Below are 22,648 nucleotides of genomic sequence, written 5' to 3' on the forward strand. Positions count from 1 at the left end.
GTGGCGTGCGCAGGACGTCGTTCGCCGACTGGTCGTGCTCGGTCGCCAGGGTCGTGGACCTGCTCGGTGACCAGTGGACCCTGCTCGTGCTGCGCCAGGCCTACCTGGGCACCCGGCGGTTCGAGGCGTTCCACGAGGAGTTGGGCATCGCCCGCAACACGCTCACCGAGCGGCTGGACCGGCTCACCTCGGCGGGCGTGCTGGCCAGGGTGCGCTACCAGGAGCGGCCGGACCGCTACGAGTACGCGCTGACCGAGATGGGCCGCGACTTCTTCCCCGCGCTGGCCGCGATCATCCGCTGGGGTGACCGCTGGCTCGACGGCGGCGAGGGCCCGCCGATGGTGCTGCGCCACCGCGACTGCGGGCACGCCACGGCGGCCGTGGTCCGCTGCGCGGAGTGCGACGGCGAACTGGACGTGCGCGGGGTGCGGGTGGAACCGGGGCCCGGGATGGACGCCGACACCGCGGCGGCCTTCCTGGCCAGGGCGGAGCGGGCCCGCGCGCGGCGGGCGAGCACCGGGCCGGAAGACGGAGGTGCCCGCTCCGTCGAGGGGGTTTAACGGAGCGGGCAAGGCCGATGGTACGCCAAACGGAGCAGCGCGGCTTGGGGGGATCGGGTGAACACCGCACGGCGTGTCGTGGTCGGCGTCGACGGGGGCGGCACGGCGGTGCGGGCCGTGGCGGTGGACCCGTCCGGGCAGGTCGTCGGGCGCGCGGCGGGCGGCGGGGTCAACCCCAACTCGCACCCCCCGGAGGTCGCGGCCGCCCGGGTGGCCGAGGCCATCGCCGCCGCCCTGGGTCCGCACACCCCGGCGGGCTGCGTGGTCGGCATGGCGGGCACCGCGAAGCTGCGCGCCGACCCGGCCGTGGCGGCGCTGTTCGACCGGGCGTTCGCCGGGGCCGGGCTGACCGGGCCGCCGCTGGTGCTCACCGACGCCGAGGTGGCCTTCGCGGCCGGGACGGACGAGCCGGACGGCACCGTCCTCATCGGCGGCACCGGCTCGATCGCCTGCCGGGTCGAGGGTCGCAGGCGGGTGGCCACCGCGGGCGGGTTCGGCTGGCTGCTCGGCGACGAGGGCTCGGCGTTCTGGGTGGGCCGGGAGGCGGTGCGGGCCACCCTGCGGGCGCTGCAGACCGGCGCCGCGCCCGGCCCGCTGGCGCGGTCGGTGCTCGGCGCCGCGGGGGTGGACGACTTCGGCGGGTTGATCACCGCGTGCAACGCGCGGCCCCCGATCGCGCTGGCGTCCTACGCCCCGCTGGTCACCGCGGCCCTGGCCGACCCGGTGGCGGCGGACATCGTCGAGCGCGCCGCGCTGGCCCTGTGCGCCGAGGCGGAGGCCGCCTGGGTCGCCGGGCCGGTGGTGCTGGCCGGGGCGCTGGCGCACGCGGGCAACCCCATCGGGGGACGCCTGCGCGAGGTGCTGGGCGCGCACCGGGTGGTGGCGGCCGTGGACGGCGCGCTGGGCGCGGCGTGGCTGGCCGGGTTGGACGCCTTCGGCGGGTTCGCCCACCCGGCGTCGGGCTGAGCGGTCACCCGGCGGCGGGCCCGCCCCCCTCGGGCCGCTGCTCGCCGGGCACGCGCGGGTGCAGGAAGCCGGGGTGGTCGGCGGGCAGGCTCCTGGGCACCAGCCACGCGCTGATGCCCACGGCCAGCGCCACCAGCGGCCAGGACAGCGCCACCCGGGCGACGGTGAGCGCGACGACCTGCCCGGACCACCACAGCAGTCCGAACACGACCACCCGCAGCACGTACGTGGCCGTCCACACCCAGCTCGTGCGGCAGTAGGCGCGCAGCAGGTCGGGGTCCTTGCGCCAGCGGGTCCGCTGCCGCAGCAGCAACCCCACGACGATCCCGAGGAACGGCCAGCGCACCAGGGTGCTCAGCGCCCACGCGAGCGCGCTGGCGGTGTTGGACAGCAGTTGCAGCAGGAAGAAGTCCTCGGCCCGGCCGGTGTAGAGGGCCACCAGCGCGCCGACGACGACCGCGGCGAGCCCGCCGAGCACCGCGGTGACCTTCTCGCCGCGTGAGGTCCGCCACACCGCGACCGCGCCCGCCGCCACCACGGCCGCCCCCGCGCCCCACCCGATGACCTGCCCGGACAGCAGCCAGCCGAGGGCGAAGGCGACCGGCGGGACGGTGGCGTCGAGCGCCCCGCGCCTGCCGCCCAACAGGTCGGCGAGGGAGTCGGTGGAGGTGCTCACCCCTCCAGCCTGCACCAACGGGCCGTGGTGAGGTAGCCCTAACCCCGGTTGGGGATGCTCCCAGCATCACGGCCAATGGAGTGGAGCGGGCAGGACACGGGTCCTAGGCTTGTCCCCCTGCCTGTCGCCCGCGGTGGGAATGGCTGGGTGCTGCCGCGAGTTGGTTGGGATGGGCAACGGTCAAGGGATGTTTCGAGGCGAGGGGAGGCCGGCCGTGCACGGTTACGACAGCTGGGTCGCTATCGGAGACAGCTTCACCGAGGGCATGGGTGACATGGCGCCGGACGGTTCCTGCGTGGGGTGGGCCGACCGGTTGGCGGAGCTGATGGCGGTGCAGCGCCCCGGCTTCCAGTACGCGAACCTGGCGGTGCGCGGCAAGATGCTGGCCGAGATCATCGCCGAGCAGGTCCCGCTGGCCGAGGAGGCCGCGCCCGACCTGGTGTCGCTGTGCGGCGGCGGCAACGACATCATCACCCCAGGCACCGACCCCGACGACGTGGCCGCCGACTTCGACGCCGCGGTGGCCCGGCTGCGCGCGGCGGGCAGCGAGGTCGTGCTGTTCACCGGCCCGGACCCGAAGGTCCAGCCGCTGCTGCGCCGGGTGCGCGGCAAGGTCGGCATCTACAACGGCCACCTGCACGCCATCGCCGAGCGCAACGGCGCCCGCCTGGTCGACCTGTGGTCCATGGACGCCCTGCACGACAAGCGCGCCTGGTGCGAGGACCGCCTGCACTTCTCCAGCGACGGCCACCGCCGCATCGCCCTGCGCACCGCCGAGGTCCTCGGCGTCCCGGTCGTCGACGACTGGCGCGAACCCCTCCCGCCCGAGGACCCCAAGCCCTGGCTCCGCCTCCGCCAGGACGACCTCACCTGGACCACCACCCACCTCCTCCCCTGGGTGGCCCGCCAACTCCGCGGTGAATCCCTCGGCGACGGTCTCACCCCCAAGCGCCCCCAACTGACCCCCTACGCCGTGGACCGCACCCACCACCACGTCTTCTAGTCCCCCCACCCCGTCTCCCCGCCCGCCTCCGGCCCCCACCAACCGGACACAAAGGACCAACCCCCACCCACTCGCCTTTTCGTCCTTCCGTCTCACCCAACCCCCACCCACCGCAGGCCCGACAGCACAGTGCCCGGGTGGGTGGTTGTGCTTGGTCGGGGGTGACGATCATGTGCTACCCAAACGGGACGGGCGGGCGTCTTTTCAGCCCGCCTTTTCCCGCCCGAGAGCACATGATCGTCATAGGGGCCCCGACCAAGCACAACCACCCAGCCGGGCAGACCCCCAAAAACCCGCCGTTCACCAGCCACAGGGCGCAGCCCCCCGCGGCGGAGGCGTCCCCCACCCCGCCCCCGCCGCGTCCCGGGCCACGGACCGGCCGGCACGACTCCCCCCGCTGCACCGGCCGGTGCGCGGGCGGCGGACCCCCACGTGCCGCCGCCGCGGCGCCGTCGACAGCGAGGTCGGCGCCGGGGTGGACACTGCCAGTGCCCGACCGGTCACGGCTAACCGCTCGCTAAACCGGCCAGTCGCTCGTGGACGGTCGCGGCGAGCGGGGAGCCCGCCTCCTGGTAGAGCCGCAGCGCGCGCTCCCACTCGGCGCGCGCCTGCGCGCCCAGGCCCCGGTCGTGGAGCACCCGGCCGATGACGTCGCGGCCGAAGGCCTCGGTGAGGCCGAGCCCGTCGGCCGCGGCCAGCTCCACCGCCTCGCGGGCGTGCGCCTCGGCCGCCGCGCCGTCGCCCAGTTCGTGCTCCAGCTCGGCCAGGTTGGCCAGGGCCAGGCCGATGAACCCGAGGTCGCCGGTCTCCCGGAACTCCCGCACGGCGCGCTCCTGCGGCTCCAGGGCGGCGGTGAGCTCGCCCAGCTCGCGCAGCACCTGGGCGATGTTGTTGTGCAGGTTGGCCACGCCGAGCCGGTAGCCGCCGCGCTCGGCCAGCTCCAGCGCCTTGCGGTACCCGGCGAGGGCGTCGGCGTGCCGCTGCCTGCCGAAGTGGGCACTGGCGACGGTGTTGAACGCCATCGCCATGAGCACCTGGTCGCGCAGCCCGGTGGCCACCGCCAGCGCGCGCTCGCCGTCGGCGAGCAGTTCGGCCTCCTGGTTGTACCGGCTCAGCAGCACGCACCGGCTCAACCGGACCAGCACCTCGCCGCGCTGGTCGCCCGCGGCGCGCGCGGACTCCAGCCCGGTCTCCAGCAACCACTGCCAGTCGTCGCGGCGCGGGCGGGTGCGGCGGAACTCCCCGCACAGCCTGGCCAGCCGCCACACCTGGTCGTGCAGGCCCGCCGCGGCGCCCTCGGCCACGGCGGCGAGCAGGTTGCCCCACTCGCGCTCGAACCACGCCAGGGCGCCCGCGCGGTCGGTGACCGGGGGCAGCGGCAGGTCGTCGGCGGACTCGTCGAGGTCGTCGGCGGGGCCGCGCAGGTGCCTGCGGGCGCCGTCGGCCACGGCCAGGTAGAACCGCAGCACCTCGGGCAGCCGCTTGGCCCGGTCGCCGCCCGCCAGGTCGCGGGCGTAGGCGCGGACGAGGGCGTGGGTGTCGAACCGGTCCTCCTCGACCTCGGTGACCAGGAAGGTGGCGGCGAGCCCGCGCAACCGGTCCCGGGCGGTGTCCACCGGGACGCCCGCGAGCGCGGCCACCAGGTGCGGGCCGGTGGTGCGGCCGGGCAGGACGCCGACCAGGCGCAGCGCCTCCACCCGCTCGGCGCCCAGCGCGCCGACGGTGACGTCGAGCGCGGCGCGCACCCCGGAGTCGGTGTCGTCCACCCGCAGCGCGCCGAGCCGGGTGCGCTCGTCGGCGAGCCGGTCGACCAGCTCGCGCGCCGACCAGCCGGGGCTGGCGGCGAGCCGGGCGCCGACGATGCGCAGCGCCAGCGGCAGGTGCCCGCACAGCTCGGCCAGCCGGGCGAGCTCGTCGGCGCCGGTGGCGCCCGCGGCGTGCGCGATGACGGCCTGGGCGTCGGCGGGGGCCAGCGGCTCGACCACCCGCAGCGCGGCGCCGAAGGCGACCAGCCCGTCGAGCCTGCGCCTGCTGGTGACCAGCACCAGCGCCGCGCCGCCGCCGGGCAGCAGCGGCATCACCTGGTCGGTGTCGCGGGCGTCGTCGAGCACCACCAGCACCCGGCGGTCGGCCAGCAGCGTGCGGTAGAGCGCGACCCGGTCGGCCTGCTCGGCGGGCACGTCGTGCTGGGCGACGCCGAGGGCGAGCAGGAACCGGCCGAGCACCGCGGCCGGGTCGAGGGGGGCGTTCGCCGGGTCGAACCCGGACAGCGAGGCGAACAGCGTCCCGTCCGGGAACCGGGCCGAGGCCCGTGCCCCCCACACGACGGCCAGCGCCGACTTGCCCACGCCCGCGGGCCCGGCGAGCACCCCGACCGCGGGCGCCACGCCGTCGCCGGACGCGCTCAGCCCGTCCAGCCAGCGCAGGTCCTCGTCGCGGCCGGTGAACCCGGACGGTGCGGGGGGCAGCTCCGCGGGCACCAGCACGCCCAGCTTGGGGCTGATCACCGCGCTGCGCCGGGGTTGCAGCAGGGTGGCGTCGTCGCGCAGCACCCGGCTGTGCAGCTCGCGCAGCGCGGGCCCGGGGTCCATGCCCAGCTCGCGCGCGGCCCGCCGGGCGAAGCGCTGGTAGAACTCCAGCGCCGCCGCGCGCCGCCCGGAGCGGTAGAGGGCGAGGACCAGCTGGTGCACCAGGTGCTCGCGGAACGGGTGGGTGTCGACGAGCGCGACCAGCTCGCCGATCACCTCGTCGTGGCGGCCCAGCTCCAGGTCGGCGTCGAGCCGGGCCTCCAGCACGGTGAGCCGCAGCTCGGCCAGCTCCGGGGCGCGCACCCGGCCCGCGATGTCGGACAGCTCCGGGCCGCGCCACAGCGACTGCGCCCGCGCCAGCAGCTCGGCGCGCACGTCGGCGGGCTCGCCGCGCGACTCGGCCAGCAGCCGCCGGGCCAGCGCCACGTCGATGCGGCCCTCGTCGACGGCGAACCGGTAGCCCGCGCCGGTGGTCTGGATCTGCGCGGTGCCGTCGGGGTCCACGGTGGACAGCCACTTGCGCAGCCGGGAGATGTAGCCCTGCACGATGGTGCGCGCGGTGGCGGGCGGTTCGTGGTCCCAGAGCACGTCGACGATGCGCTCCACCGGCACCACCTGGTTGGGCTCCAGCAGCAGCATCGCCAGCAGGCCGCCGATGCCGGGCCCGCCGGGCACCGACGCGCGGCCGTCGACGACCGCGCCGACCGGGCCGAGCACGCAGAACCTCGGGCCCGCGACCGCGCCGTACCGCTCCTGGGCCATCCGCCACCCCCCGATCGACCAACCCCTGGGGCAAACGTAAAGCCTGCCTCGTCTTGGGGCAGCGGTTGTGTGCGGAGTCAACCGGACGGCCTAACCCGGTCCAGGGGTGCGGCCCCGTGGCCGCCGATCCCGAATATCGGCGGCCACGGGGCCGGACTCCCCGCGCCTGACCCGGGGGAACAGGACCCACCCCGAGCGGGAAACCCCGCACGCCCGCGGTCGGCAGCGGTGGAGCGAGCGGTCGCGCTGTGGCGTCCGCAACACGAACATAACAGCGCGCACCCGCTCCACCACAGCCGGGTCACCTGGACAGCCCAGTGGTCCCCCGCCTCGCGGCGCTGCACGCCCGGGGCGCTACCGGGTGCCGCCGACGTCACGCGCGGGCGGTCGAGGCGCTCACCGCGTGGCCGCCTGCGCGGTGGAGCGGTCCGGGGTCAGCCCGCGTTGCGGGACGGCGCCCACAGGTCGATCCCTGAGTCCACCGCGTGCTCGTCGATCGCGGCGAGCTCGTCCTCGGTGAACGGCGGGGCGGCCAGCGAGTCCAGGCTGTTGTCCAGCTGCGCCACCGAACTGGCCCCGACCAGCGCGCTGGTCACCCGCTCGTCGCGCAGCACCCAGGAGATCGCCAGCTGCGCCAGCGACTGCCCGCGCTGCCGGGCGATGCCGTTGAGCCCGCGCACCCGCGCCAGGTTCTCCGCCGACAGCAGGTCCGTGCTCAGCGACGAGTCCCGGCTGGCCCGCGAGCCCTCGGGCACGCCGTCGAGGTACTTGTCGGTGAGCATCCCCTGGCCCAGCGGGGAGAACGCGATGCACCCGGTGCCCAGCTCCGCCAGGGTGTCGAGCAGGCCGCCCTCGACCCACCGGTTCAGCAGCGAGTACGACGGCTGGTGGATCAGCAGCGGCACCCCGGCCGAGCGCAGGATCTCCGCGGCCTCCCGGGTCTTGGCGGGGGAGTAGGAGGAGATGCCGACGTAGAGCGCCTTGCCCTGCTGCACCGCGGAGACGAGCGCGCCGATGGTCTCCTCCAGCGGCGTCTCCGGGTCGAACCGGTGGGAGTAGAAGATGTCGACGTGGTCGAGGCCCATGCGGTGCAGCGACTGGTCCAAAGAGGACAGCAGGTACTTGCGGGAGCCGTGGTCGCCGTACGGGCCCGGCCACATGTCGTAGCCCGCCTTGGTGGAGATCACCAGCTCGTCGCGGTACGGCCGGAAGTCGTCGGCCAGCGCCTTGCCGAAGGTGCGCTCGGCGCTGCCGTAGGGCGGGCCGTAGTTGTTGGCCAGGTCGAAGTGGGTGACGCCGCGGTCGAACGCCCGGCGCAGGATCGCCCGGCTGGTCTCGTACGGGCGGTCCTCGCCGAAGTTGTGCCACAGCCCGAGGCTGATGGCGGGCAGCTTGAGCCCGCTGCGCCCGGTGCGCCGGTAGGGCGTCGAGTCGTAGCGGGAGTCATCGGCCAGGTACGGCATGGTTCTCCTCCGGTAGTCGTGCTCCGCCCATCCAACCCAGCGGCCAGCGCCCGCGCGAGCCGGCTCAGCGCGCCAGCGCCTCCACCAGCAGCACCTGGAGCTCGCCGACGCCGAAGCCGAGCACCGCGCCCACGGTGATGAGGATCCACTCGTCCTGCTCGAACGCCGGGCGGATCAGCCGCTCGAACTCCTCGTCGGACAGCTCGCGCATCCGCTGCACCAGCGTGCCCCGGATGTCCATGGCGTGCTCGGCGTACTCCTCGATCGAGGCCAGCGCCTCCGGCAGCCGGGCGGTGGTGATCTCGGCGACGCGCTGCTTGAGCCGGTGGTAGCGGGTGCTGCCCACGGCCAGCACCACCAGCGGGTGCACCGGCCCGCCCTGGCGGTCCACCGCGTCCCGCACGACCCGCTCGACCAGGGCGAACAACCGGTCCGACAGCGGGCCGCGCAGCACCGCGTCGATCACGTTGCGCGGGGTGATGATCTCCCGCGCGATGAGCTCGCCGTACTCCTGGGCGACCTGCTCCCGGCGGCGCAGGAACATCCCCTGCCACTCCACGAGCCCGCCGAGGAAGCGCTTGGGCCGGGTCGGGTAGAAGATCATCTTGAGGGCGAGCCAGTCGGTGAACCACCCGGTCAGCCCGCCGAAGACCGGCATCACCCACGGGTTCTTCAGCGTCGCCCACGCCAGCGCCTGCACCAGCCCGATGGCGAAGCCGAACACCGCCCCCGACCGCACGATGAACCGGAACTCCGTGCGCCCGGCCTCCTGGAAGATCCGGTTGAGCAGCGCCTTGTCCCGCACCAGGCTGCCGACCACCATGCCCTTGAGGTCGAACACCCCGTCGACGTCCTCGCGCACCAGCCGCAGCAGCTCCCGCACCAGCTGCGGCGCCTCGGCCCGCACCCCCTCGGTGATCCGCTGGCGCACCGGCTCGGGCAGCGTCGCCCACAGCCCCGGGCGCACCTCGTCGGCCACCGCCTCGGTGATCTCGGCGATGCCCGCCAGCAGCGGCCCCTGGATCTCGGCCACCACCCGCTCCGGGTCCAGCCGGTCGACCACCTCACCGGGGGAGATCAGCTTGTCGGTCATGGTGTCGCAGGCGATCGCCGCCATCCGCGCCGCCTTGCGCGGCACGATGCCCTGCCAGCCGAACACCGGCCGCTTCCCGACGAACTCCAGCGGCTGGAACATCATCCGGATGGCCACCACCTTGGTGACCCACCCGATCACCGCCGCGATCACCGGCATGGACAGGTAGACCGCCCAGTTGCGGGCGAGGTCGGCCAGCAGCGCGTCCACGCCGGGCCTCAGGCCGGGCGCAGGGTGCGGGTGCCCGGGTCGCACACCGCCCAGAACGCCCGGCCCAGCTCGGAGAGCCGCAGCACCTCCTTGACCACCTTCGGCCCCCACCGCCCGCCCGCCCGCTCCTCGGCCGCGCGCACCCGCTCGTCGGCCAGCAGCAGCTCGTACTGCGTCCGCAGCCCCGGCTCCTCGCCGCCCACCTCCACCAGCCCGAAGTGCCGCAACCGCGTGACGTACTGCGGCGTGAGCCCCGGCTGCGCCACCCCCGCCGCCGTGCCGATGCTCGACGCGTTCTCCACCAGCGGCCGCCCCGACCGCGCCACCAGGTGCACCAGCGGGTGCGCCGCCCCGTCGCTCAACGCCGCCACGATCCGCGCCTCGTCCGGCAGCAGCTGGTCCACCACCGCCCGGAAGTAGGCGTCCCGCGCCGCCGCCCGGCTCTCGGTCACCGCCCGCTCCAGCAGCTCCGCCATCCCCGCCCGCAGCGGCTCCCGCCCCGCGGTCAGCGCCCTCGGCGCGGGCTCGGGCTCCCCGAACAGGAACCGCTCCGCCACCCCCGCCCCCGGCAACAACCGCGCCACCTGCAGGAACGGGTCCACCACCCGCCCCACCGCCCCCACGGCCCCAGCACGCCTGTCCGCCACCAGCACCTCCGCTCCGAGGACCCACCCTGGTCTACCACACCGCGGTCGATCTTCCCAGGTCACGAGCGGTGCCGAGATCGGCGCACCCCACGGGCAAGCGCTTGCGCCCGGGTCAGGGGGTGAGGAAGGTGGCCGCGTCGGGCAGGCGCCAGAGGGGGGAGACCGGGCCGACGCCCGCGCCGACGGGGTAGGCGGCGCGGACGGACTCGACGATGAAGTCCTTCGCGGCGGCGACGGCGGAGACGACGTCGTGGCCCTTGGCGAGGGCGGCGGTGGTGGTGGAAGCGAGGGTGTCGCCGCTGCCGTGGACGTGGGGGGTGGCGAAGCGGGGGCCGACGAACTCGTGGAAGTCGGTGCCGTCGTAGAGCAGGTCCAGGCACTCCGGGTCGCCGCGCAGGTGGCCGCCCTTGACCAGGACCCACTCCGGGCCCAGGTCGTGCAGGGCGCGGGCGGCGTCGCGCTGCTGGGCGCGGGTGGTGACGTCGAGGCCGGTGAACAGGCGCACCTCGTCGAGGTTGGGCGTGACCAGGGTGGCGCGGGGGAACAGCAGGGTGCGGTAGGAGTCCATGGCCGCGGCGTGCAGCAGCGGTTCGCCGTGCATCGAGGCGGCCACGGGGTCGACGACGAACGGGGTGCGGCCGCGTCCGATGTGGACCCGGTCGCAGGCGCCCGCGACCGCCTCGATGATCTCCGCGGTGGCCAGCATGCCGGTCTTGGCCGCCTGCACCCCGATGTCGGTGGCCACCGCCTCGACCTGCGCCGCGACCACCTCCGGCGGGACGGTGTGCACGCCGGTGACGCCCAGGGAGTTCTGCACCGTCACGGCGGTGACGGCGGTGAGCCCGTGCACCCCGCAGGCGAAGAAGGTGCGCAGGTCCTGCTGCAACCCGGCGCAGCCCCCGGAGTCGGAACCGGCGATCGTCAGCGTCCGCGGCGGCGTGGTCGTCATGGGGGCCATTCTGGTCTGCCCGGCCCCGCGACCTGCGCCGCCCCCGAGCGGGTCGGGGGCGGCGCGGGCGCGTCACGGCAGCGGGCTGGTCAGCCGCCAGAGGGGCGAGACCGGGCCGGTGCCCCGGCCCAGCGGGTACGCGGCGCGCACGGACTCGGTGATGAACCCCTTGCCGAACGCCACCGCCTCCGGCACCGACCGGCCCAGGGCCAGCGCCGAGGTGATGGCGGCGGCGAGGGTGTCGCCGCCGCCGTGGGTGTGCTCGGTGGCGAACCGCGGGCCGGTGAACTCGTGGAAGTCGGTGCCGTCGTAGAGCAGGTCCAGGCACTCCGGGTCGTCGCGCAGGTGGCCGCCCTTGACCAGCACCCAGCGCGGGCCCAGGTCGTGCAGCACCCGCGCCGCCTCCCGCTGCCCGGCCCGCGAGGTCACCGCCACCCCGGTGAGCAGCCGCACCTCGTCCAGGTTCGGCGTCACCAGGGTCGCCCGCGGGAACAGCGCCGACCGGTAGGACGCCAGCGCCTCCTCGTGCAGCAGCGGGTCGCCGTGCATGGAGGCGGCCACCGGGTCCACCACCAGCGGCCCGGCGTCCACCTCGTCGAGCGCGCCCGCCACCGCGGCGATCGTCCCCGCGGTGGCGAGCATGCCCGTCTTCACCGCCTGCGCGCCGATGTCGGTGACCACCGCGCGCACCTGCGCGGCCACCACCTCCGGCGGCACGACGTGGTAGCCGCTGACACCCACCGAGTTCTGCACCGTCACCGCCGTCACGGCCGTCATCCCGTGCAGGCCGCAGGCGAAGAACGTGCGCAGGTCGGCCTGCAACCCGGCGCCGCCGCCGGAGTCGGACCCGGCGATGGTGAGCGCCCGCGGCGGGGTCACCGGACCACCGGCAGGTACACCCGCCCACCCGCCTCGCCGAACTCCTCGGCCTTGGCCGCCATGCCCGCCTCGATCGCCTCCGCCGAGGACAGCCCGTGCTCCTCGGCGTAGCGCCGCACGTCCTGGGTGATCTTCATCGAGCAGAACTTCGGCCCGCACATCGAGCAGAAGTGCGCGGTCTTGGCCGGTTCGGCGGGCAGCGTCTCGTCGTGGAACGACCGGGCGGTGTCCGGGTCCAGCGCCAGGTTGAACTGGTCCTGCCAGCGGAAGTCGAACCGCGCCCGCGACAGCGCGTCGTCGCGCTCCTGCGCCCGGGGGTGGCCCTTGGCCAGGTCGGCGGCGTGCGCGGCGATCTTGTAGGTGATCACCCCGGTCTTGACGTCGTCGCGGTCGGGCAGGCCCAGGTGCTCCTTGGGGGTGACGTAGCAGAGCATCGCCGTGCCCAGCCAGCCGATCTGCGCCGCGCCGATGGCGGAGGTGATGTGGTCGTAGCCCGGCGCGATGTCCGTCGCGAGTGGACCGAGGGTGTAGAACGGCGCCTCACCGCACAGCTCCTCCTCCAACCGCACGTTCTCCGCGACCTTGTGCAGCGGCACGTGCCCCGGCCCCTCCACCATCACCTGCACGTCCTTGGCCCGCGCCCGGTGCGTCAGCTCCCCGAGCGTGCGCAGCTCGGCGAACTGGGCCTCGTCGTTGGCGTCGGCGATCGACCCCGGGCGCAGGCCGTCGCCCAGGGAGAAGGTGACGTCGTAGGCGCGCAGGATGTCGCACAGCTCGTCGAAGCGGGTGTAGAGGAAGCTCTCCCGGTGGTGGGCCAGGCACCACGCCGCCATGATCGACCCGCCGCGGGAGACGATCCCGGTCACCCGGCGCGCGGTCAGCGGCACGTACCGCAGCAGCACGCCCGCGTGCACGGTCATGTAATCCACGCCCTGCTCGCACTGCTCCAGCACGGTGTCGCGGTAGACCTCCCAGCTCAGCGCCGCCGGGTCGCCGCCCACCTTCTCCAGCGCCTGGTAGATCGGCACGGTGCCGACCGGCACGGGGGAGTTGCGCAGGATCCACTCGCGGGTCTCGTGGATGCGCTTGCCCGTGGACAGGTCCATGACCGTGTCGGCGCCCCACCGGGTCGCCCACACCATCTTGTCCACCTCCGCCTCGATGCTCGACGACACCGCGGAGTTGCCGATGTTGGCGTTCACCTTCACCAGGAAGTTCTTGCCGATCACCGCGGGCTCGCACTCGGGGTGCCTGCGGTTGACCGGGATGACAGCGCGCCCGCGGGCGACCTCGTCGCGGACGAACTCGGGCGTGGTGCCCTCGCGCGCGGCGCAGAACCGCATCTCGTCGGTGATGACCCCCGCCTTGGCGTAGGCCAACTGGGTCACCGCGCCGCCCACCGGCTCCAGCGCCCACGGCTCGCGCAGCCGGGGGAGTCCGCTGTGGACGTCGATGGCGGCGTCCGGGTCGGTGTACGGGCCGGAGGTGTCGTACAGGTCGAGGTGCTCGCCGTTGCTGAGCAGCACCCGCCGCTCGGGGATCCGCAGGTCCCCGGCTTCCCGGTACACCCTGCGGGACCCGGAGATGGGCCCGGTGGTCACCGAGGGGTGCACGGAACGGTCGTCGAGCGTGGACAAGGAGGCCTCCCTACGCCGGCATTACCCGGTCAGGTTCAGCGGTCGGCGGCACCGGGTCCTGCGAATGGACACCAGCCGCCCTCTCAGCCCGCCATGGCGCGAGCTCCCGCGGTGCGTGTTCAGTTGTGCCCCCGAGGCTGCCAGACGCCACCGCGCGCTGCCAACCCCCACGACTTCCCGCAAGATCATCGCTTCCGGGCCGCACCCCGCACTACAGTTGCGCCATGGCCCAGCCGTTCCCGCCCGGAGCCCGCCTCCTGGCCCGCCCCGCCTCGGCCACGCCCTGCCCCACCTGCGGCAACCCCACCGGCCGCGGCTACCCCGACTGCACCGCCTGCGCCGCCGAGGTCGACGCCTACTGGCTCGCCGACTGGGGCGCCCTGCTCTCCGGCAGCGGCGTCGCCGAGGGCACCCAGGAGGAGAAGGACCTCGCCGCCCAGGTCCTCACCGCCCCACCCGGCCACCACCCCTGGACCTGCGACGACTGGGCCATGCGCCGCACCCCCTGCCCCGAGTGCCGCGCCGAACTCGGCTCCGGCGCCCTCGACTGCCTCTCCTGCGCCTCCGCCGACCAGAGCCGCTGGGCCTGGCCCCACCTCGCCCCCACCGACCGCATGCACCCCAACGAGAAGGCCCTCCGCCAAGCCGTCACCCGCCTCCGCTCCGCCGAACGCGGCCGCCCCGGCGTCGTCAGCTTCTGCAAGCTCGTCCTCCCCTTCCTCCTCACCGGGGAGACCCCCACCCGCGTCCAAGCCCGGCGGATCCGGATGCACCTGATGGCTGGTCGGGAGGATGAGCTTTCCGAGGCCACCAGCATTGCCCACATGGCGTCTTTGCCCACCCTCCCTTGGCGTTCTTAACCCCCTCCCCCTCCCTCCTCCACTCCGTTCTTTCCCAGCGCTTCGCGCACCCCAGCGCTTCGCGCCCACTCGGCGCTTCGCGCATTCCCCCAACGCGCTCCGCGCGCACGCCCTTCAAGTCGCGGTCTTTCCTCCGGGGCGGAGCCCCGGGCACCGGCCTGCGGCCGGTGTGAAAGAGCGCCGGATTTGCAAGACAGGCCCGGCTGGGTGGACTTGCTTGACCGGGGCCCCTATGACGATCATGCGCTGTCGGGCGGGAAAAGGCGGGCTGAAAAGACGCCCGCCCGTCCCGTGTGGGTAGCACATGATCGTCACCCCCGGTCAAGCAAGTCCACCCACCCGGGCACACCGTTGGCGGGTGCGGTTGGGCGGGTGGTTGCGCTGCTTTAAAGGCCGCTTGGGGTGCGGTTGGGTGGGTGGTTGCGCTGCTTTAACGGCAATGGGGTGTCGTCCCGCTGCGCGGGACGACACCCCATTGCTATCTCGGGCTTGGGCCTGCTACTTGCCGGGGCCCGCGTACTCCCTGGTGACGATCAGGATGACGCCGGGGTTGGCGTGGGAGATGCCTTCGAAGCGGGGTTCGACCCGGACTCCCAGGTCCTTGGCCAACTGGTTGGCGGCCGCTTCCTCCGCTGTTCCCGGGGTGAAGTAGACGGTGGTCTCGCGGATGGTGCCGCCCGAGTAGTTGCCCACTTCGGTGACTGTCCAGCCCAGACCGGAGACGTCCTGGCTGGCTCGTTCGGCGAGGTTCTTGATGGTGCTGTTGTTGTAGACGCGGATCGGGGCGGTGCGCGCGTCGGGGGCGCCGCCTCCGGCCGGGGGAGGGGCGGCGGCGGTGGTGGTCACCGGGGGTGCCGCAGTGGTGGTGGTGGTCGTCGTCGGCGGTGCCGTGCTGGTGGTGGGCGCGGCGGACGACGCGGACGACGCGGGGGGGCCGGAGGTGGCGGCGGGGGAGCTGGTGAGGTCGCCGCTGGTGGGGGCGGCGGCGGTGGTGCTGGTGGGGGCGGGTTCGGCGGTGCTGTCGCCGTTGCCGCCCACGAGGGTGACGACCCCGATCACCGCGGCGACCGCCGCCACGCCCATGAGGGCGAGGCCGACGAGGCGCCCGGGTCGGGCCGGTCCGGTGGGTTCGGTGCTCATCGCGGGTCCATCCCCAGCCTGCGCGCCGCCCTGGCGCGCTGCCTGCTCGCTCGCAGCCGACGCAGTCTCCTGACCAGCATCGGTTCGGCCGCCACGGCCGCGTCCTTGTCGATCAGCTCGTTGAGCACCTGGTAGTACCGGGTGCTGGACAGCCCGAAGCGCTCGCGGACCGCCTGCTCCTTCGAGCCCGGCGAGGTCCACCACTGCTTCTCGAAGGCGAGGACGGCCAGCTCGCGCTCGCTCAGCCCGGTCGACCGCGCGCCCCCGCCCGCCTCCGCGGGCACCTCGGCGGCGTCCATCGATCTCCTCGCATCCGGGTGCGGATCTGCCGCGGCCATTACACCACGTCACCACCGGATGTGATCGTCACCGGCGTCGGCGCGTCCCCGGCGGGTTCTGGCTAACCTGCGCTCATGACAGTGCGGCGCATCGTGATCGCGGGTGACCCGGTCCTGACCACCCCCACCACCCCGGTCGAGGCCTTCGACGACGCCCTCGCGGCGCTGGTCGACGACCTGTTCGAGACGCTGGCCGCCTCGCACGGGGTCGGCCTGGCGGCCAACCAGGTCGGGGTCCCCAGCCGCGTGTTCGTCTACGACTGCCCCGACGACGACCGGGTCCGCCACCGCGGCGTCGTGGTCAACCCCGTCCTGGAGACCTCCGAGCTGCCCCAGGGGATGCCCGACCCGGACGACGACTTCGAGGGCTGCCTGTCCGCCCCCGGCGAGTCCTACCCCACCGGCCGCGCCTCCTGGGCCAAGGTCACCGGCTTCGACGTCGCGGGCAACCCCGTCGAGGTCGAGGGCACCGGGTTCTTCGCCCGGTGCCTCCAGCACGAGACCGACCACCTCGACGGCCGCCTCTACCTCAGCCGCCTCACCGGCCGCTACGCCCGCGAGGCCAAGCGGATGCTCAAGGCCAACGGCTGGAACACCCCCGGCCTGTCCTGGGACCCCGCCACCGAGCCCGACCCGTTCGGCTGACCCCTCAGCCGCGGCCCGCGGCCCGCGACCCTCAGCCGCGACCCGCGGCGTAGGCCTCCAGGGCGGCGAGCTGGGCCGGGTCCAGCGACGGGCGCACCGCGGCGCGGGCGGCGGTGAGGTGGGCCGAGGTGACCTCGGTGGCCTCCAGCGACTCCCGCATGGCCGTCAGCGCCGCCTCCCGGACCAGCGCCGCGCAGTCCGCCGCCGAGTAGCCCTCCAGGGTCTCGGCGTACGCGGCGAGGTCGACGTCCTCGGCCAGCGGGGTGCTCTTCGCCGTGGCGGTGAGGATGGCGGTGCGGGCCTCGGCGTCCGGTGGCGGCACGTAGATCAACCGCTCCAACCTGCCCGGCCGCAGCAGGGCCGGGTCGACCAGCTCGGGGCGGTTGGTGGCGCCGACGACCACCACGTCGCGCAGCGGCTCGACGCCGTCCAGCTCGGTGAGCAGGGCCGCGACGATCCGGTCCGACACCCCGGAGTCCGAGGACTGCCCGCGGCGCGGCGCCAGGGCGTCGACCTCGTCGAGGAAGATCAGCGCGGGGGAGGCCTCGGCGGCCCGGCGGAACAGGTCGCGCACGGCCCGCTCGGACTCGCCCACCCACTTGTCCATCAGCTCCGCGCCCTTGACCGCGAGCACGTTGAGCTGACCGGTGCCCGCCAGCGCCCGCACCAGGAACGTCTTGCCACCCCCGGGCGGCCCGTAGAGCAGCACGCCCCTCGGCGGGGCGACGCCCAGGCGGGCGAAGGAGTCCGGGTAGCGCAGCGGCCACAGCACCGTCTCGGTGAGCGCCTGCTTGGTCTCCACCATGTCGCCGACGTCCTCCAGGCTGAGGTCGCCGGTGCGCAGCGAGGACGACAGCGTCGACGGGCGCACCACGCCCAGCGCGCCGGTCAGGTCCTCGGTGGAGATCCGCGGGTCCTCCCGGTCGCGCAGCGCCGCCCGGATCGCCGCCTCCCGGCGCAGCGCGATGAGGTCCGCGGCGACGAAGCCGGGGGTGCGCTCGGCCAGCGCGCCCAGGTCCACCCCGGGCTCCACCGGCAGGTCGCGCAGCAGCACCCGCAGCAGCTCCACCCGCACCTTCGCGTCCGGCAGCGGGATCGCCAGCTCCCGGTCGATCAGCTCGACGCCGCGCGCCCGCAGGTCCACCGCCTCCGGCCGCGCCGAGGTCGCCACCAGCGCCACCTTCGGCAGCGCCACCGCCCGGCGCAGGATGTCCAGCACCACCGTCGCCACCGGCGGCGGGGACGCGGCGGGCAGCAGCGCGTCCAGGTCGTCGACCAGCAGCACCGCGGGCGAGCCGCCCCCGGTGTGCCGCCGCACCGCCTCGACCGCCGCGGTCACCGCCGCCGCGGCCGCGTTCGCCTCCAGCACCGCCACCGTCGGCGCCACCAGCTCGACGACCTCGGCCCCCTGCTCGCGGGCCACCGCCCGGACCAGGCTCGCCTTGCCGACGCCCTCCGGCCCGGTCACCAGCACCCCCAGCCGGGCCCGCGCCCCCAACCGCTCCAGCAGCTCCGGGTGGCTGAACGCCAGCTCGAACCACTCCCCGAGCGTGCGCGCCGCCTCCTGCGACCCCACCAGGTCGGCCAGCGGCAGCGGCTCCGGCCGCTCCTGCTCGGCGGGCTGGTAGGCCACCGGCTCGGCCGCCGACCCGACCGCGACCGGGGACCCGCCCACGGGCACCGCCTCCCGCCGCTCACCCGTGCGCGCCCCGTCCCGCCACCCGACCACAGTGGACGAGTGCACGGTGACGACCCCGGCGGGCTCCACGGCCGTGACGGTCAGCAGCTCGTTCGTCCACGTCGCCCCGATCGCCCGCGACAGCTTCCCCCGCACCTCCCCCACGTCCGCCCCCGGCACCAGGTCCTGCGGCAGCAGCGACACCGCGTCGCCCACCGTCAGCACCTTCCCCACCAGGGCCGCCCGCAACGTCTCCGGCGTCAACGACGTCGACGCCAACCGCGACCCCGCCACCGTCACCGCCGCGGCCCTGGCCACCTCGACCGGCCCCACCACCACCTCGGACCCCTCGGTCAACCCGGTGTTCGACAACGTGATGTCGTCCAGGTAGGCCACCCCCGGCGCCCCGGCCCCGTCCCCGGCCGCCGCCAACGCCGCACTCGTGCGACCCCCCACCAACCGCACCGCGTCCCACTGCCGCAACCCCAGCGCGGCCAACACCTCCGGGTGCAACCGCACAACCCCCCGGCGGGTGTCGAGCGCGGACGGCGACAACCGGACGGTCAACGTGATCTGCGGTTCCACACCCCGAAGTCTTCCACGCCCCAGCCCCCCGCGAAGCCCAACCACCCACCCAACCCACCGCTCACCGGGCCTGGGCAGCCCCCATGCCCATCCTCCCGCACACCACGCTTGGCCGCATCGAGTTGTCCACAGGCCCCGGGGAACCCCCGATTTCCATTCTCCCACCAAAAGCGCGACACCGGGTCTCGCCATCCACAGGGCCTGGGGACCCCCAAAATCTATTCTTCCACCCAAGGCGCGAGGTCGGGGCTGGCCATCCACAGGCCCAGGGGATCCCCCGTTTTCCATTCTTCCGGGAGATGGCGTGCTGCGGGGGACGGTGTCCACAGGGGGTGAAACAGCTCCGCCCGGGCGCGGGGCCCGGGCGGAGGGGGAGCGGTGGGTCAGCGGTCGGAGCCCGCGCCGGGGCGGGACTGGCGGCGGAGGCCGGTGCGGCGCCAGGAGCGGCCTCGGGGGCCCGGGCGGCGCTCCGGGGGGAGCATCATCGGGAGGGGTTCCTCGGCGCCGCGGATGGGGCGGCGGACGGCCCGGCGGGCGGCGCCCGCCACGCGGCGGACGGGGGCGCGCAGGCCGAGGCGGCGGCGGTAGCCGCTCTCGCGGCGGATGGCGCGGCGCTCCTTCGGGGGGACGTTCCAGGCCTCGGGGTGGTGGGCGAGCCACTGCTTGCGGCGGACCGCGTACGGGATGTGCAGCAGGTAGGCCACGAGGAGGACGGCCAGGGCGAGCATGGGGTAGGTGATGACGGCCGCGGCGAGCAGGCCGACGCCGACGAGCAGGGGGGCGACGGCGCGGGCGGGCACCTTCACCGTCTTGACCGAGAGGGTGGGGATGCGGCTGATGAGCAGGACCGCGACCGCGATCGTCCACACCATCACCACCGGCTGGGACTGCCACCAGTGCCCGGTGTCGCCGTACTCGATGGTGAGGATCATCGGGAGCAGGGCCAGCAGGCCGCCCGCGGGGGCGGGGACGCCGACGAAGAACTCCTTGGCGTACGGGGGTTGCTCGGCGTCGTCGAGCAGGGTGTTGAAGCGGGCCAGGCGCAGGATCATGCAGACGGCGAAGACCAGGCAGCAGACCCAGCCGACCCGGTCGCCGCCGAAGCGCCAGGTGTAGAGGACCAGGGCGGGGGCCACGCCGAAGGAGATGGCGTCGGCCAGCGAGTCCAGCTCGGCGCCCATCTTCGAGGTCGCGTCGAGCAGGCGGGCGATGCGGCCGTCGAGGCTGTCGAGCACCGCGGCCACGGCGATCGAGGCGATGGCGTAGCCCAGCTGGCCCTTGAGGGTGAACTGCACCGCGGACAGGCCCGCGCACATCGCGAGCACGGTCACCGCGTTCGGCAGCAGCCGGACGCCGGGGGAGGCGGGCACCGTCAGACCCCCGGCAGCTCGGCCAGGACGGTCTCGCCGCCGATGGTCCGCTGCCCGGGCTCCACCAGCACCCGGCTGCCCAGCGGCAGGTACAGGTCCACCCGCGACCCGAACCGGATCAGCCCGTAGGTCTTGCCCGCGACGACCTTCTCGCCCTCGCGCACGTAGCTGAAGATCCGCCGCGCGACCAGCCCGGCGATCTGCACCACGGCCAGGTCGTGCCCGTCGGCGGTGCGCACGTGCAGGCTGTTGCGCTCGTTGACCTCGCTGGCCTCGTCCAGGTCGGCGGAGAGGAACTGGCCGGGCCGGTGCACCGCCCGCACCACCTCACCGGCCGCCGGGATGCGCTGGACGTGCACGTCGAACACCGACAGGAACGCGCTCACCCGCAGCATCGGCTCGGCGGGCAGCCCCAGCTCGGCGGGCGGCACGGCCTCCACCACGTGCGAGACGGTCCCGTCCGCGGGCGCCAGCGCGATCCCCGGCCGCTGCGGCGTCACCCGCTCCGGCTCCCGGAAGAACCAGGCCAGCCACGCGGTCAGCACCCCGCCCGCCACCCCGGCCCGCTTCGAGAACCGCCGCACCAGCAGCGTCCCCACCACCCCGCCCGCGACGAAGGGCCGCCCACCCGGGTGCACCGGGGGGATGATGCTCCTCGTCAGCGCGACCAGGTGCTTGATCGTGGATTGCGGCGCGGCGCTCATCAGCAGGCTGTTCCTCGCGTCGGGACCGGGTGATTGCGGCACACGGTACGCCGGCGCCGCGAGCGGCGGCTCGCTGCTGGTCAGGAGCGGGACAGCGCGATGGCCTTGATCCGCTGTTCGCGCTGGTGGGGGATCGCTTTGAGCGGGTAGGCGGCCTGTGTCCCCGCTGCCAGCTCGGGCAGCACGAGCGTCAGGCCCACCGTGATCGCGGCCGAGTCCAGCGCCAGCCCGGCCAAGCCGGCGACCTTGGCGCCGCGCAGCCCGATCCAGTGCAGCCCGGACTCGATGAGCGCGATCCGCTCCTGGGGGTCGGCCAGCTGGTTGGCGTCCCGGGTGACGATCGCGTCGAAGCCCCGCCCGCGGAGTTCGGCGAAGAGCGGGATGTCGTCGACGGCGGCCAAGCCCTCGTCCCGAGCGCAGGAGAACTGCTGCGCGCCGTGGATCGCGGCCACGTTGGGGATGAGGCGGGGACTGAGGTTGTGGTCGATGAAGAACTTCACTCCGCTCCTCGGACGGCGAGGTCGAACTCGACCGCGTCGCGGGCCGCGTCCGCGGAGACCCCCGGGTAGTAGTAGTCCACGCCGTCGAGGGGCACATCGCCGGTGGAGACCAGCGTGGCCACCGCGTCGTAGGGCACCCTGGTCCGGCGATGGTCGGCCAGCCGCCCAGGCGCGCCGCCCGGACCTCCAGGTTCCCGCGCGGGTGGAGGAAATCGACGACCTGGTCGCCGCGCTTGTTCTCGAACGGCCCGAAGATCTCGGCCAGGCTCAGCACCTCGTACTGCCCCCGGTTGCCGACGACGTCCACCCCGACGCCGTCGTCGTTGACGACGGCGATGGTGCGGCCGTCCGTGCCGAAGCGGTAGTGCGAGGGGTGCTCGGTCAGGTCGAGGGCGGGTAGCGCCTCGAAGGCCCGCCGGATGGATTGCAGCGAGGTGCGGGCCCGCAGGCGCACGACCGTGCGGAGCGCAACCAGGTCGCGGAAGGAGTAGAGCAGCGCAGGCCGGACGGCCACCTCGGGCGAGAACAGCCCGGTGCGGTGTCAGTGCCGGAGCCTGCTGGGGGTGGCACCGGTCAGCACCGACGTCAGGTTCGTCGGGAAAGCCACGGGTGTCACCGCCTCCGGAGTGCGTCGATCTGTCCCGAGTGTGCCACCACCCGCGCCGCGGGTGGGCTCACTTCAAGGCGATGACGCCTGTTCAGGGAGGTGGGACGACGGGGCTCCCGGTGGGTGCCTGCGCCCCCCGACGACGCAGGCGACCCACCGGGTGCCCCGTCTTGGAGCGGGTCGAGTCTACGTGGTGGGGGTGGGTGTGGGCAATGGTGGACCAGTTCGGTTCGGTTCTTGGTGAATCGGTAACCGGGGGTTCACCTGCGGCCGCGGGGGTTGGTGCGGCCCTGGGCGAGGCGGAGCAGGGCCAGCAGCAGGACCGAGCCGAGGGCGGCGACGCCGAGGCTGGGGAGGTCGAACTCGAAGGTGAAGCTGTCGCCGGTGAAGGCGCGGTAGAGCAGGCCGCCGAGGGCCGCCCCGACGACGCCGACCAGGATGCTGACGAGGCAGCCCTGGGGGCGGCGGTCGCGGCCGCCGACCACCAGGTTGGCCGCCCAGCCGACGATCGCGCCGAACACGATCCACGCCACGATGCCCATGGGGGCAGGGTATCGGGTGTCTCGCCTGCGGCGTCGCTGTTGGCTCTGGCGTGTGGTTGTGGTCGCCTCGCCTTCGGCTTCGGGGCGTGGAAAAGCCCGGTCGTTTGGTGGCGGGCTCGATGCGGTGGTCCTGTTTGGCCGGGGCCCCTGCGGCGATCATGTGCTCGGGGTGGGGAAAAGGTGAGGCCTGCGGCCCCACCCCCCGGCCGTGGGTAGCACATGATCGCCTTCCCCGGCCAAACAAGACCACCGCATCGAGCAGGGGCTTAGCCGGGCTTCCTGCTGCGTGGGTGGTGGCGTTGTGGG

Annotated in this window: 22 protein-coding genes; 6 read left to right on the forward strand and 16 right to left on the reverse strand. The window is 74.4% G+C overall.

The genetic code is table 11. From position 1 onward, the window contains the following. Nucleotides 1-5 precede the first annotated feature (5 nt). Both BJP25_RS28030 and BJP25_RS28035 read left to right on the forward strand, forming a co-directional pair. On the forward strand, nucleotides 6-560 hold the full coding sequence (locus BJP25_RS28030; RefSeq protein WP_084794631.1) for a winged helix-turn-helix transcriptional regulator: 555 nt from the start codon (nucleotides 6-8) through the stop codon (nucleotides 558-560). 57 nt (nucleotides 561-617) lie between these two features. Further along, nucleotides 618-1,526 (forward strand): N-acetylglucosamine kinase, encoded by a 909-nt coding sequence (locus BJP25_RS28035; protein WP_075978024.1) that lies wholly within the window; start codon nucleotides 618-620, stop codon nucleotides 1,524-1,526. Between the two features lie 4 nt (nucleotides 1,527-1,530). Here BJP25_RS28035 and BJP25_RS28040 read toward each other — a convergent pair whose 3' ends face one another. After that, entirely contained in the window at nucleotides 1,531-2,202 is a 672-nt protein-coding gene (locus BJP25_RS28040) for a DUF3159 domain-containing protein (protein ID WP_198943622.1), read from the reverse strand. Between the two features lie 214 nt (nucleotides 2,203-2,416). Between BJP25_RS28040 and BJP25_RS28045 the strand changes: the two genes are divergently transcribed. Continuing rightward, nucleotides 2,417-3,205 carry an SGNH/GDSL hydrolase family protein gene (locus tag BJP25_RS28045; protein ID WP_143219356.1) on the forward strand — a complete coding sequence of 263 codons (789 nt, stop codon included), beginning with the start codon at nucleotides 2,417-2,419 and terminating at the stop codon, nucleotides 3,203-3,205. A 506-nt stretch (nucleotides 3,206-3,711) separates the two neighbouring features. On the opposite strand, the gene BJP25_RS28050 is transcribed toward BJP25_RS28045, so the two are convergent. The 7 genes from BJP25_RS28050 to thiC all read right to left on the reverse strand — a co-directional run bounded on the left by BJP25_RS28050 (nucleotide 3,712) and on the right by thiC (nucleotide 13,373). Next, nucleotides 3,712-6,495, reverse strand: a complete 2,784-nt coding sequence (locus BJP25_RS28050) for an AfsR/SARP family transcriptional regulator (RefSeq protein ID WP_075978027.1) — start codon at nucleotides 6,493-6,495, stop codon at nucleotides 3,712-3,714. 434 nt (nucleotides 6,496-6,929) lie between these two features. After that, entirely contained in the window at nucleotides 6,930-7,958 is a 1,029-nt protein-coding gene (mgrA, locus tag BJP25_RS28055; RefSeq protein WP_075978028.1) for an L-glyceraldehyde 3-phosphate reductase, read from the reverse strand. Between the two features lie 64 nt (nucleotides 7,959-8,022). Further along, nucleotides 8,023-9,210, reverse strand: coding sequence for a DUF445 domain-containing protein (locus BJP25_RS28060; RefSeq protein WP_233158346.1), 1,188 nt, complete (start codon nucleotides 9,208-9,210; stop codon nucleotides 8,023-8,025). A gap of 59 nt (nucleotides 9,211-9,269) precedes the next feature. Continuing rightward, nucleotides 9,270-9,908 (reverse strand): Abi-alpha family protein, encoded by a 639-nt coding sequence (locus BJP25_RS28065; protein ID WP_143219357.1) that lies wholly within the window; start codon nucleotides 9,906-9,908, stop codon nucleotides 9,270-9,272. A 112-nt stretch (nucleotides 9,909-10,020) separates the two neighbouring features. Next, nucleotides 10,021-10,857, reverse strand: coding sequence for a bifunctional hydroxymethylpyrimidine kinase/phosphomethylpyrimidine kinase (thiD, locus tag BJP25_RS28070; protein WP_075978031.1), 837 nt, complete (start codon nucleotides 10,855-10,857; stop codon nucleotides 10,021-10,023). A gap of 72 nt (nucleotides 10,858-10,929) precedes the next feature. Next, nucleotides 10,930-11,736 carry a bifunctional hydroxymethylpyrimidine kinase/phosphomethylpyrimidine kinase gene (thiD, locus tag BJP25_RS28075; protein WP_075978032.1) on the reverse strand — a complete coding sequence of 269 codons (807 nt, stop codon included), beginning with the start codon at nucleotides 11,734-11,736 and terminating at the stop codon, nucleotides 10,930-10,932. Beyond that, nucleotides 11,733-13,373: a phosphomethylpyrimidine synthase ThiC gene (gene thiC, locus BJP25_RS28080; protein WP_075978033.1), complete on the reverse strand. Its 1,641-nt coding sequence runs from the start codon at nucleotides 13,371-13,373 to the stop codon at nucleotides 11,733-11,735. Before thiC ends, thiD (BJP25_RS28075) begins: the two co-directional genes overlap by 4 nt. A gap of 224 nt (nucleotides 13,374-13,597) precedes the next feature. Between thiC and BJP25_RS33805 the strand changes: the two genes are divergently transcribed. Further along, on the forward strand, nucleotides 13,598-14,233 hold the full coding sequence (locus tag BJP25_RS33805) for a hypothetical protein (RefSeq protein WP_075978034.1): 636 nt from the start codon (nucleotides 13,598-13,600) through the stop codon (nucleotides 14,231-14,233). A gap of 498 nt (nucleotides 14,234-14,731) precedes the next feature. Here the strand turns inward: BJP25_RS33805 and BJP25_RS36380 are convergent, their stop codons facing one another. Both BJP25_RS36380 and BJP25_RS28095 read right to left on the reverse strand, forming a co-directional pair. Continuing rightward, complete coding sequence (locus tag BJP25_RS36380; protein ID WP_075978035.1) at nucleotides 14,732-15,373, reverse strand: LytR C-terminal domain-containing protein; 642 nt, start codon at nucleotides 15,371-15,373, stop codon at nucleotides 14,732-14,734. Next, nucleotides 15,370-15,672, reverse strand: a complete 303-nt coding sequence (locus BJP25_RS28095; protein WP_075978036.1) for a DUF3263 domain-containing protein — start codon at nucleotides 15,670-15,672, stop codon at nucleotides 15,370-15,372. Before BJP25_RS28095 ends, BJP25_RS36380 begins: the two co-directional genes overlap by 4 nt. A 114-nt stretch (nucleotides 15,673-15,786) precedes the next feature. Between BJP25_RS28095 and BJP25_RS28100 the strand changes: the two genes are divergently transcribed. Next, the gene (locus tag BJP25_RS28100; RefSeq protein ID WP_075978037.1) at nucleotides 15,787-16,356 is read left to right on the forward strand and encodes a peptide deformylase; all 570 of its coding nucleotides are present in this window, start codon (nucleotides 15,787-15,789) and stop codon (nucleotides 16,354-16,356) included. A gap of 31 nt (nucleotides 16,357-16,387) precedes the next feature. On the opposite strand, the gene BJP25_RS28105 is transcribed toward BJP25_RS28100, so the two are convergent. The 5 genes from BJP25_RS28105 to BJP25_RS35915 all read right to left on the reverse strand — a co-directional run bounded on the left by BJP25_RS28105 (nucleotide 16,388) and on the right by BJP25_RS35915 (nucleotide 21,330). Then, nucleotides 16,388-18,619: an AAA family ATPase gene (locus tag BJP25_RS28105; protein WP_075978038.1), complete on the reverse strand. Its 2,232-nt coding sequence runs from the start codon at nucleotides 18,617-18,619 to the stop codon at nucleotides 16,388-16,390. A 383-nt stretch (nucleotides 18,620-19,002) separates the two neighbouring features. Then, the gene (pssA, locus tag BJP25_RS28110) at nucleotides 19,003-19,935 is read right to left on the reverse strand and encodes a CDP-diacylglycerol--serine O-phosphatidyltransferase (RefSeq protein WP_075978479.1); all 933 of its coding nucleotides are present in this window, start codon (nucleotides 19,933-19,935) and stop codon (nucleotides 19,003-19,005) included. 56 nt (nucleotides 19,936-19,991) lie between these two features. After that, entirely contained in the window at nucleotides 19,992-20,693 is a 702-nt protein-coding gene (locus tag BJP25_RS28115; protein ID WP_075978039.1) for a phosphatidylserine decarboxylase, read from the reverse strand. A gap of 80 nt (nucleotides 20,694-20,773) precedes the next feature. Further along, a complete protein-coding gene (locus BJP25_RS28120; RefSeq protein ID WP_075978040.1) occupies nucleotides 20,774-21,193 on the reverse strand; it encodes a PIN-like domain-containing protein in 420 nt (139 codons plus the stop codon). Beyond that, entirely contained in the window at nucleotides 21,190-21,330 is a 141-nt protein-coding gene (locus BJP25_RS35915) for a hypothetical protein (RefSeq protein ID WP_233158307.1), read from the reverse strand. The genes BJP25_RS28120 and BJP25_RS35915 overlap by 4 nt, the downstream gene beginning before the upstream one ends. 65 nt (nucleotides 21,331-21,395) lie before the next feature. Here BJP25_RS35915 and BJP25_RS35920 point away from each other — a divergent pair, with 65 nt between their 5' ends. Beyond that, nucleotides 21,396-21,593 (forward strand): hypothetical protein, encoded by a 198-nt coding sequence (locus BJP25_RS35920; protein WP_233158308.1) that lies wholly within the window; start codon nucleotides 21,396-21,398, stop codon nucleotides 21,591-21,593. Between the two features lie 467 nt (nucleotides 21,594-22,060). On the opposite strand, the gene BJP25_RS28130 is transcribed toward BJP25_RS35920, so the two are convergent. Then, the gene (locus tag BJP25_RS28130) at nucleotides 22,061-22,342 is read right to left on the reverse strand and encodes a GlsB/YeaQ/YmgE family stress response membrane protein (protein WP_075978041.1); all 282 of its coding nucleotides are present in this window, start codon (nucleotides 22,340-22,342) and stop codon (nucleotides 22,061-22,063) included. Nucleotides 22,343-22,648 lie beyond the last annotated feature (306 nt).

The organism is Actinokineospora bangkokensis (assembly GCF_001940455.1).
Lineage (GTDB): Bacteria > Actinomycetota > Actinomycetes > Mycobacteriales > Pseudonocardiaceae > Actinokineospora > Actinokineospora bangkokensis.

Bases quoted from the DNA above. Each gene is read 5' to 3' on its own strand.
- BJP25_RS28050 (WP_075978027.1), bottom strand. From the start codon at position 6,495: ATGGCCCAGGAGCGGTACGGCGCGGTCGCGGGCCCGAGGTTCTGCGTG.
- mgrA (WP_075978028.1), bottom strand. From the start codon at position 7,958: ATGCCGTACCTGGCCGATGACTCCCGCTACGACTCGACGCCCTACCGG.
- BJP25_RS28060 (WP_233158346.1), bottom strand. From the start codon at position 9,210: ATGCCGGTGATCGCGGCGGTGATCGGGTGGGTCACCAAGGTGGTGGCC.
- thiD (WP_075978031.1), bottom strand. From the start codon at position 10,857: ATGACGACCACGCCGCCGCGGACGCTGACGATCGCCGGTTCCGACTCC.
- BJP25_RS33805 (WP_075978034.1), top strand. From the start codon at position 13,598: ATGGCCCAGCCGTTCCCGCCCGGAGCCCGCCTCCTGGCCCGCCCCGCC.
- BJP25_RS36380 (WP_075978035.1), bottom strand. From the start codon at position 15,373: ATGAGCACCGAACCCACCGGACCGGCCCGACCCGGGCGCCTCGTCGGC.
- BJP25_RS28095 (WP_075978036.1), bottom strand. From the start codon at position 15,672: ATGGACGCCGCCGAGGTGCCCGCGGAGGCGGGCGGGGGCGCGCGGTCG.
- BJP25_RS28100 (WP_075978037.1), top strand. From the start codon at position 15,787: ATGACAGTGCGGCGCATCGTGATCGCGGGTGACCCGGTCCTGACCACC.
- pssA (WP_075978479.1), bottom strand. From the start codon at position 19,935: ATGTGCGCGGGCCTGTCCGCGGTGCAGTTCACCCTCAAGGGCCAGCTG.
- BJP25_RS28115 (WP_075978039.1), bottom strand. From the start codon at position 20,693: ATGAGCGCCGCGCCGCAATCCACGATCAAGCACCTGGTCGCGCTGACG.
- BJP25_RS28130 (WP_075978041.1), bottom strand. From the start codon at position 22,342: ATGGGCATCGTGGCGTGGATCGTGTTCGGCGCGATCGTCGGCTGGGCG.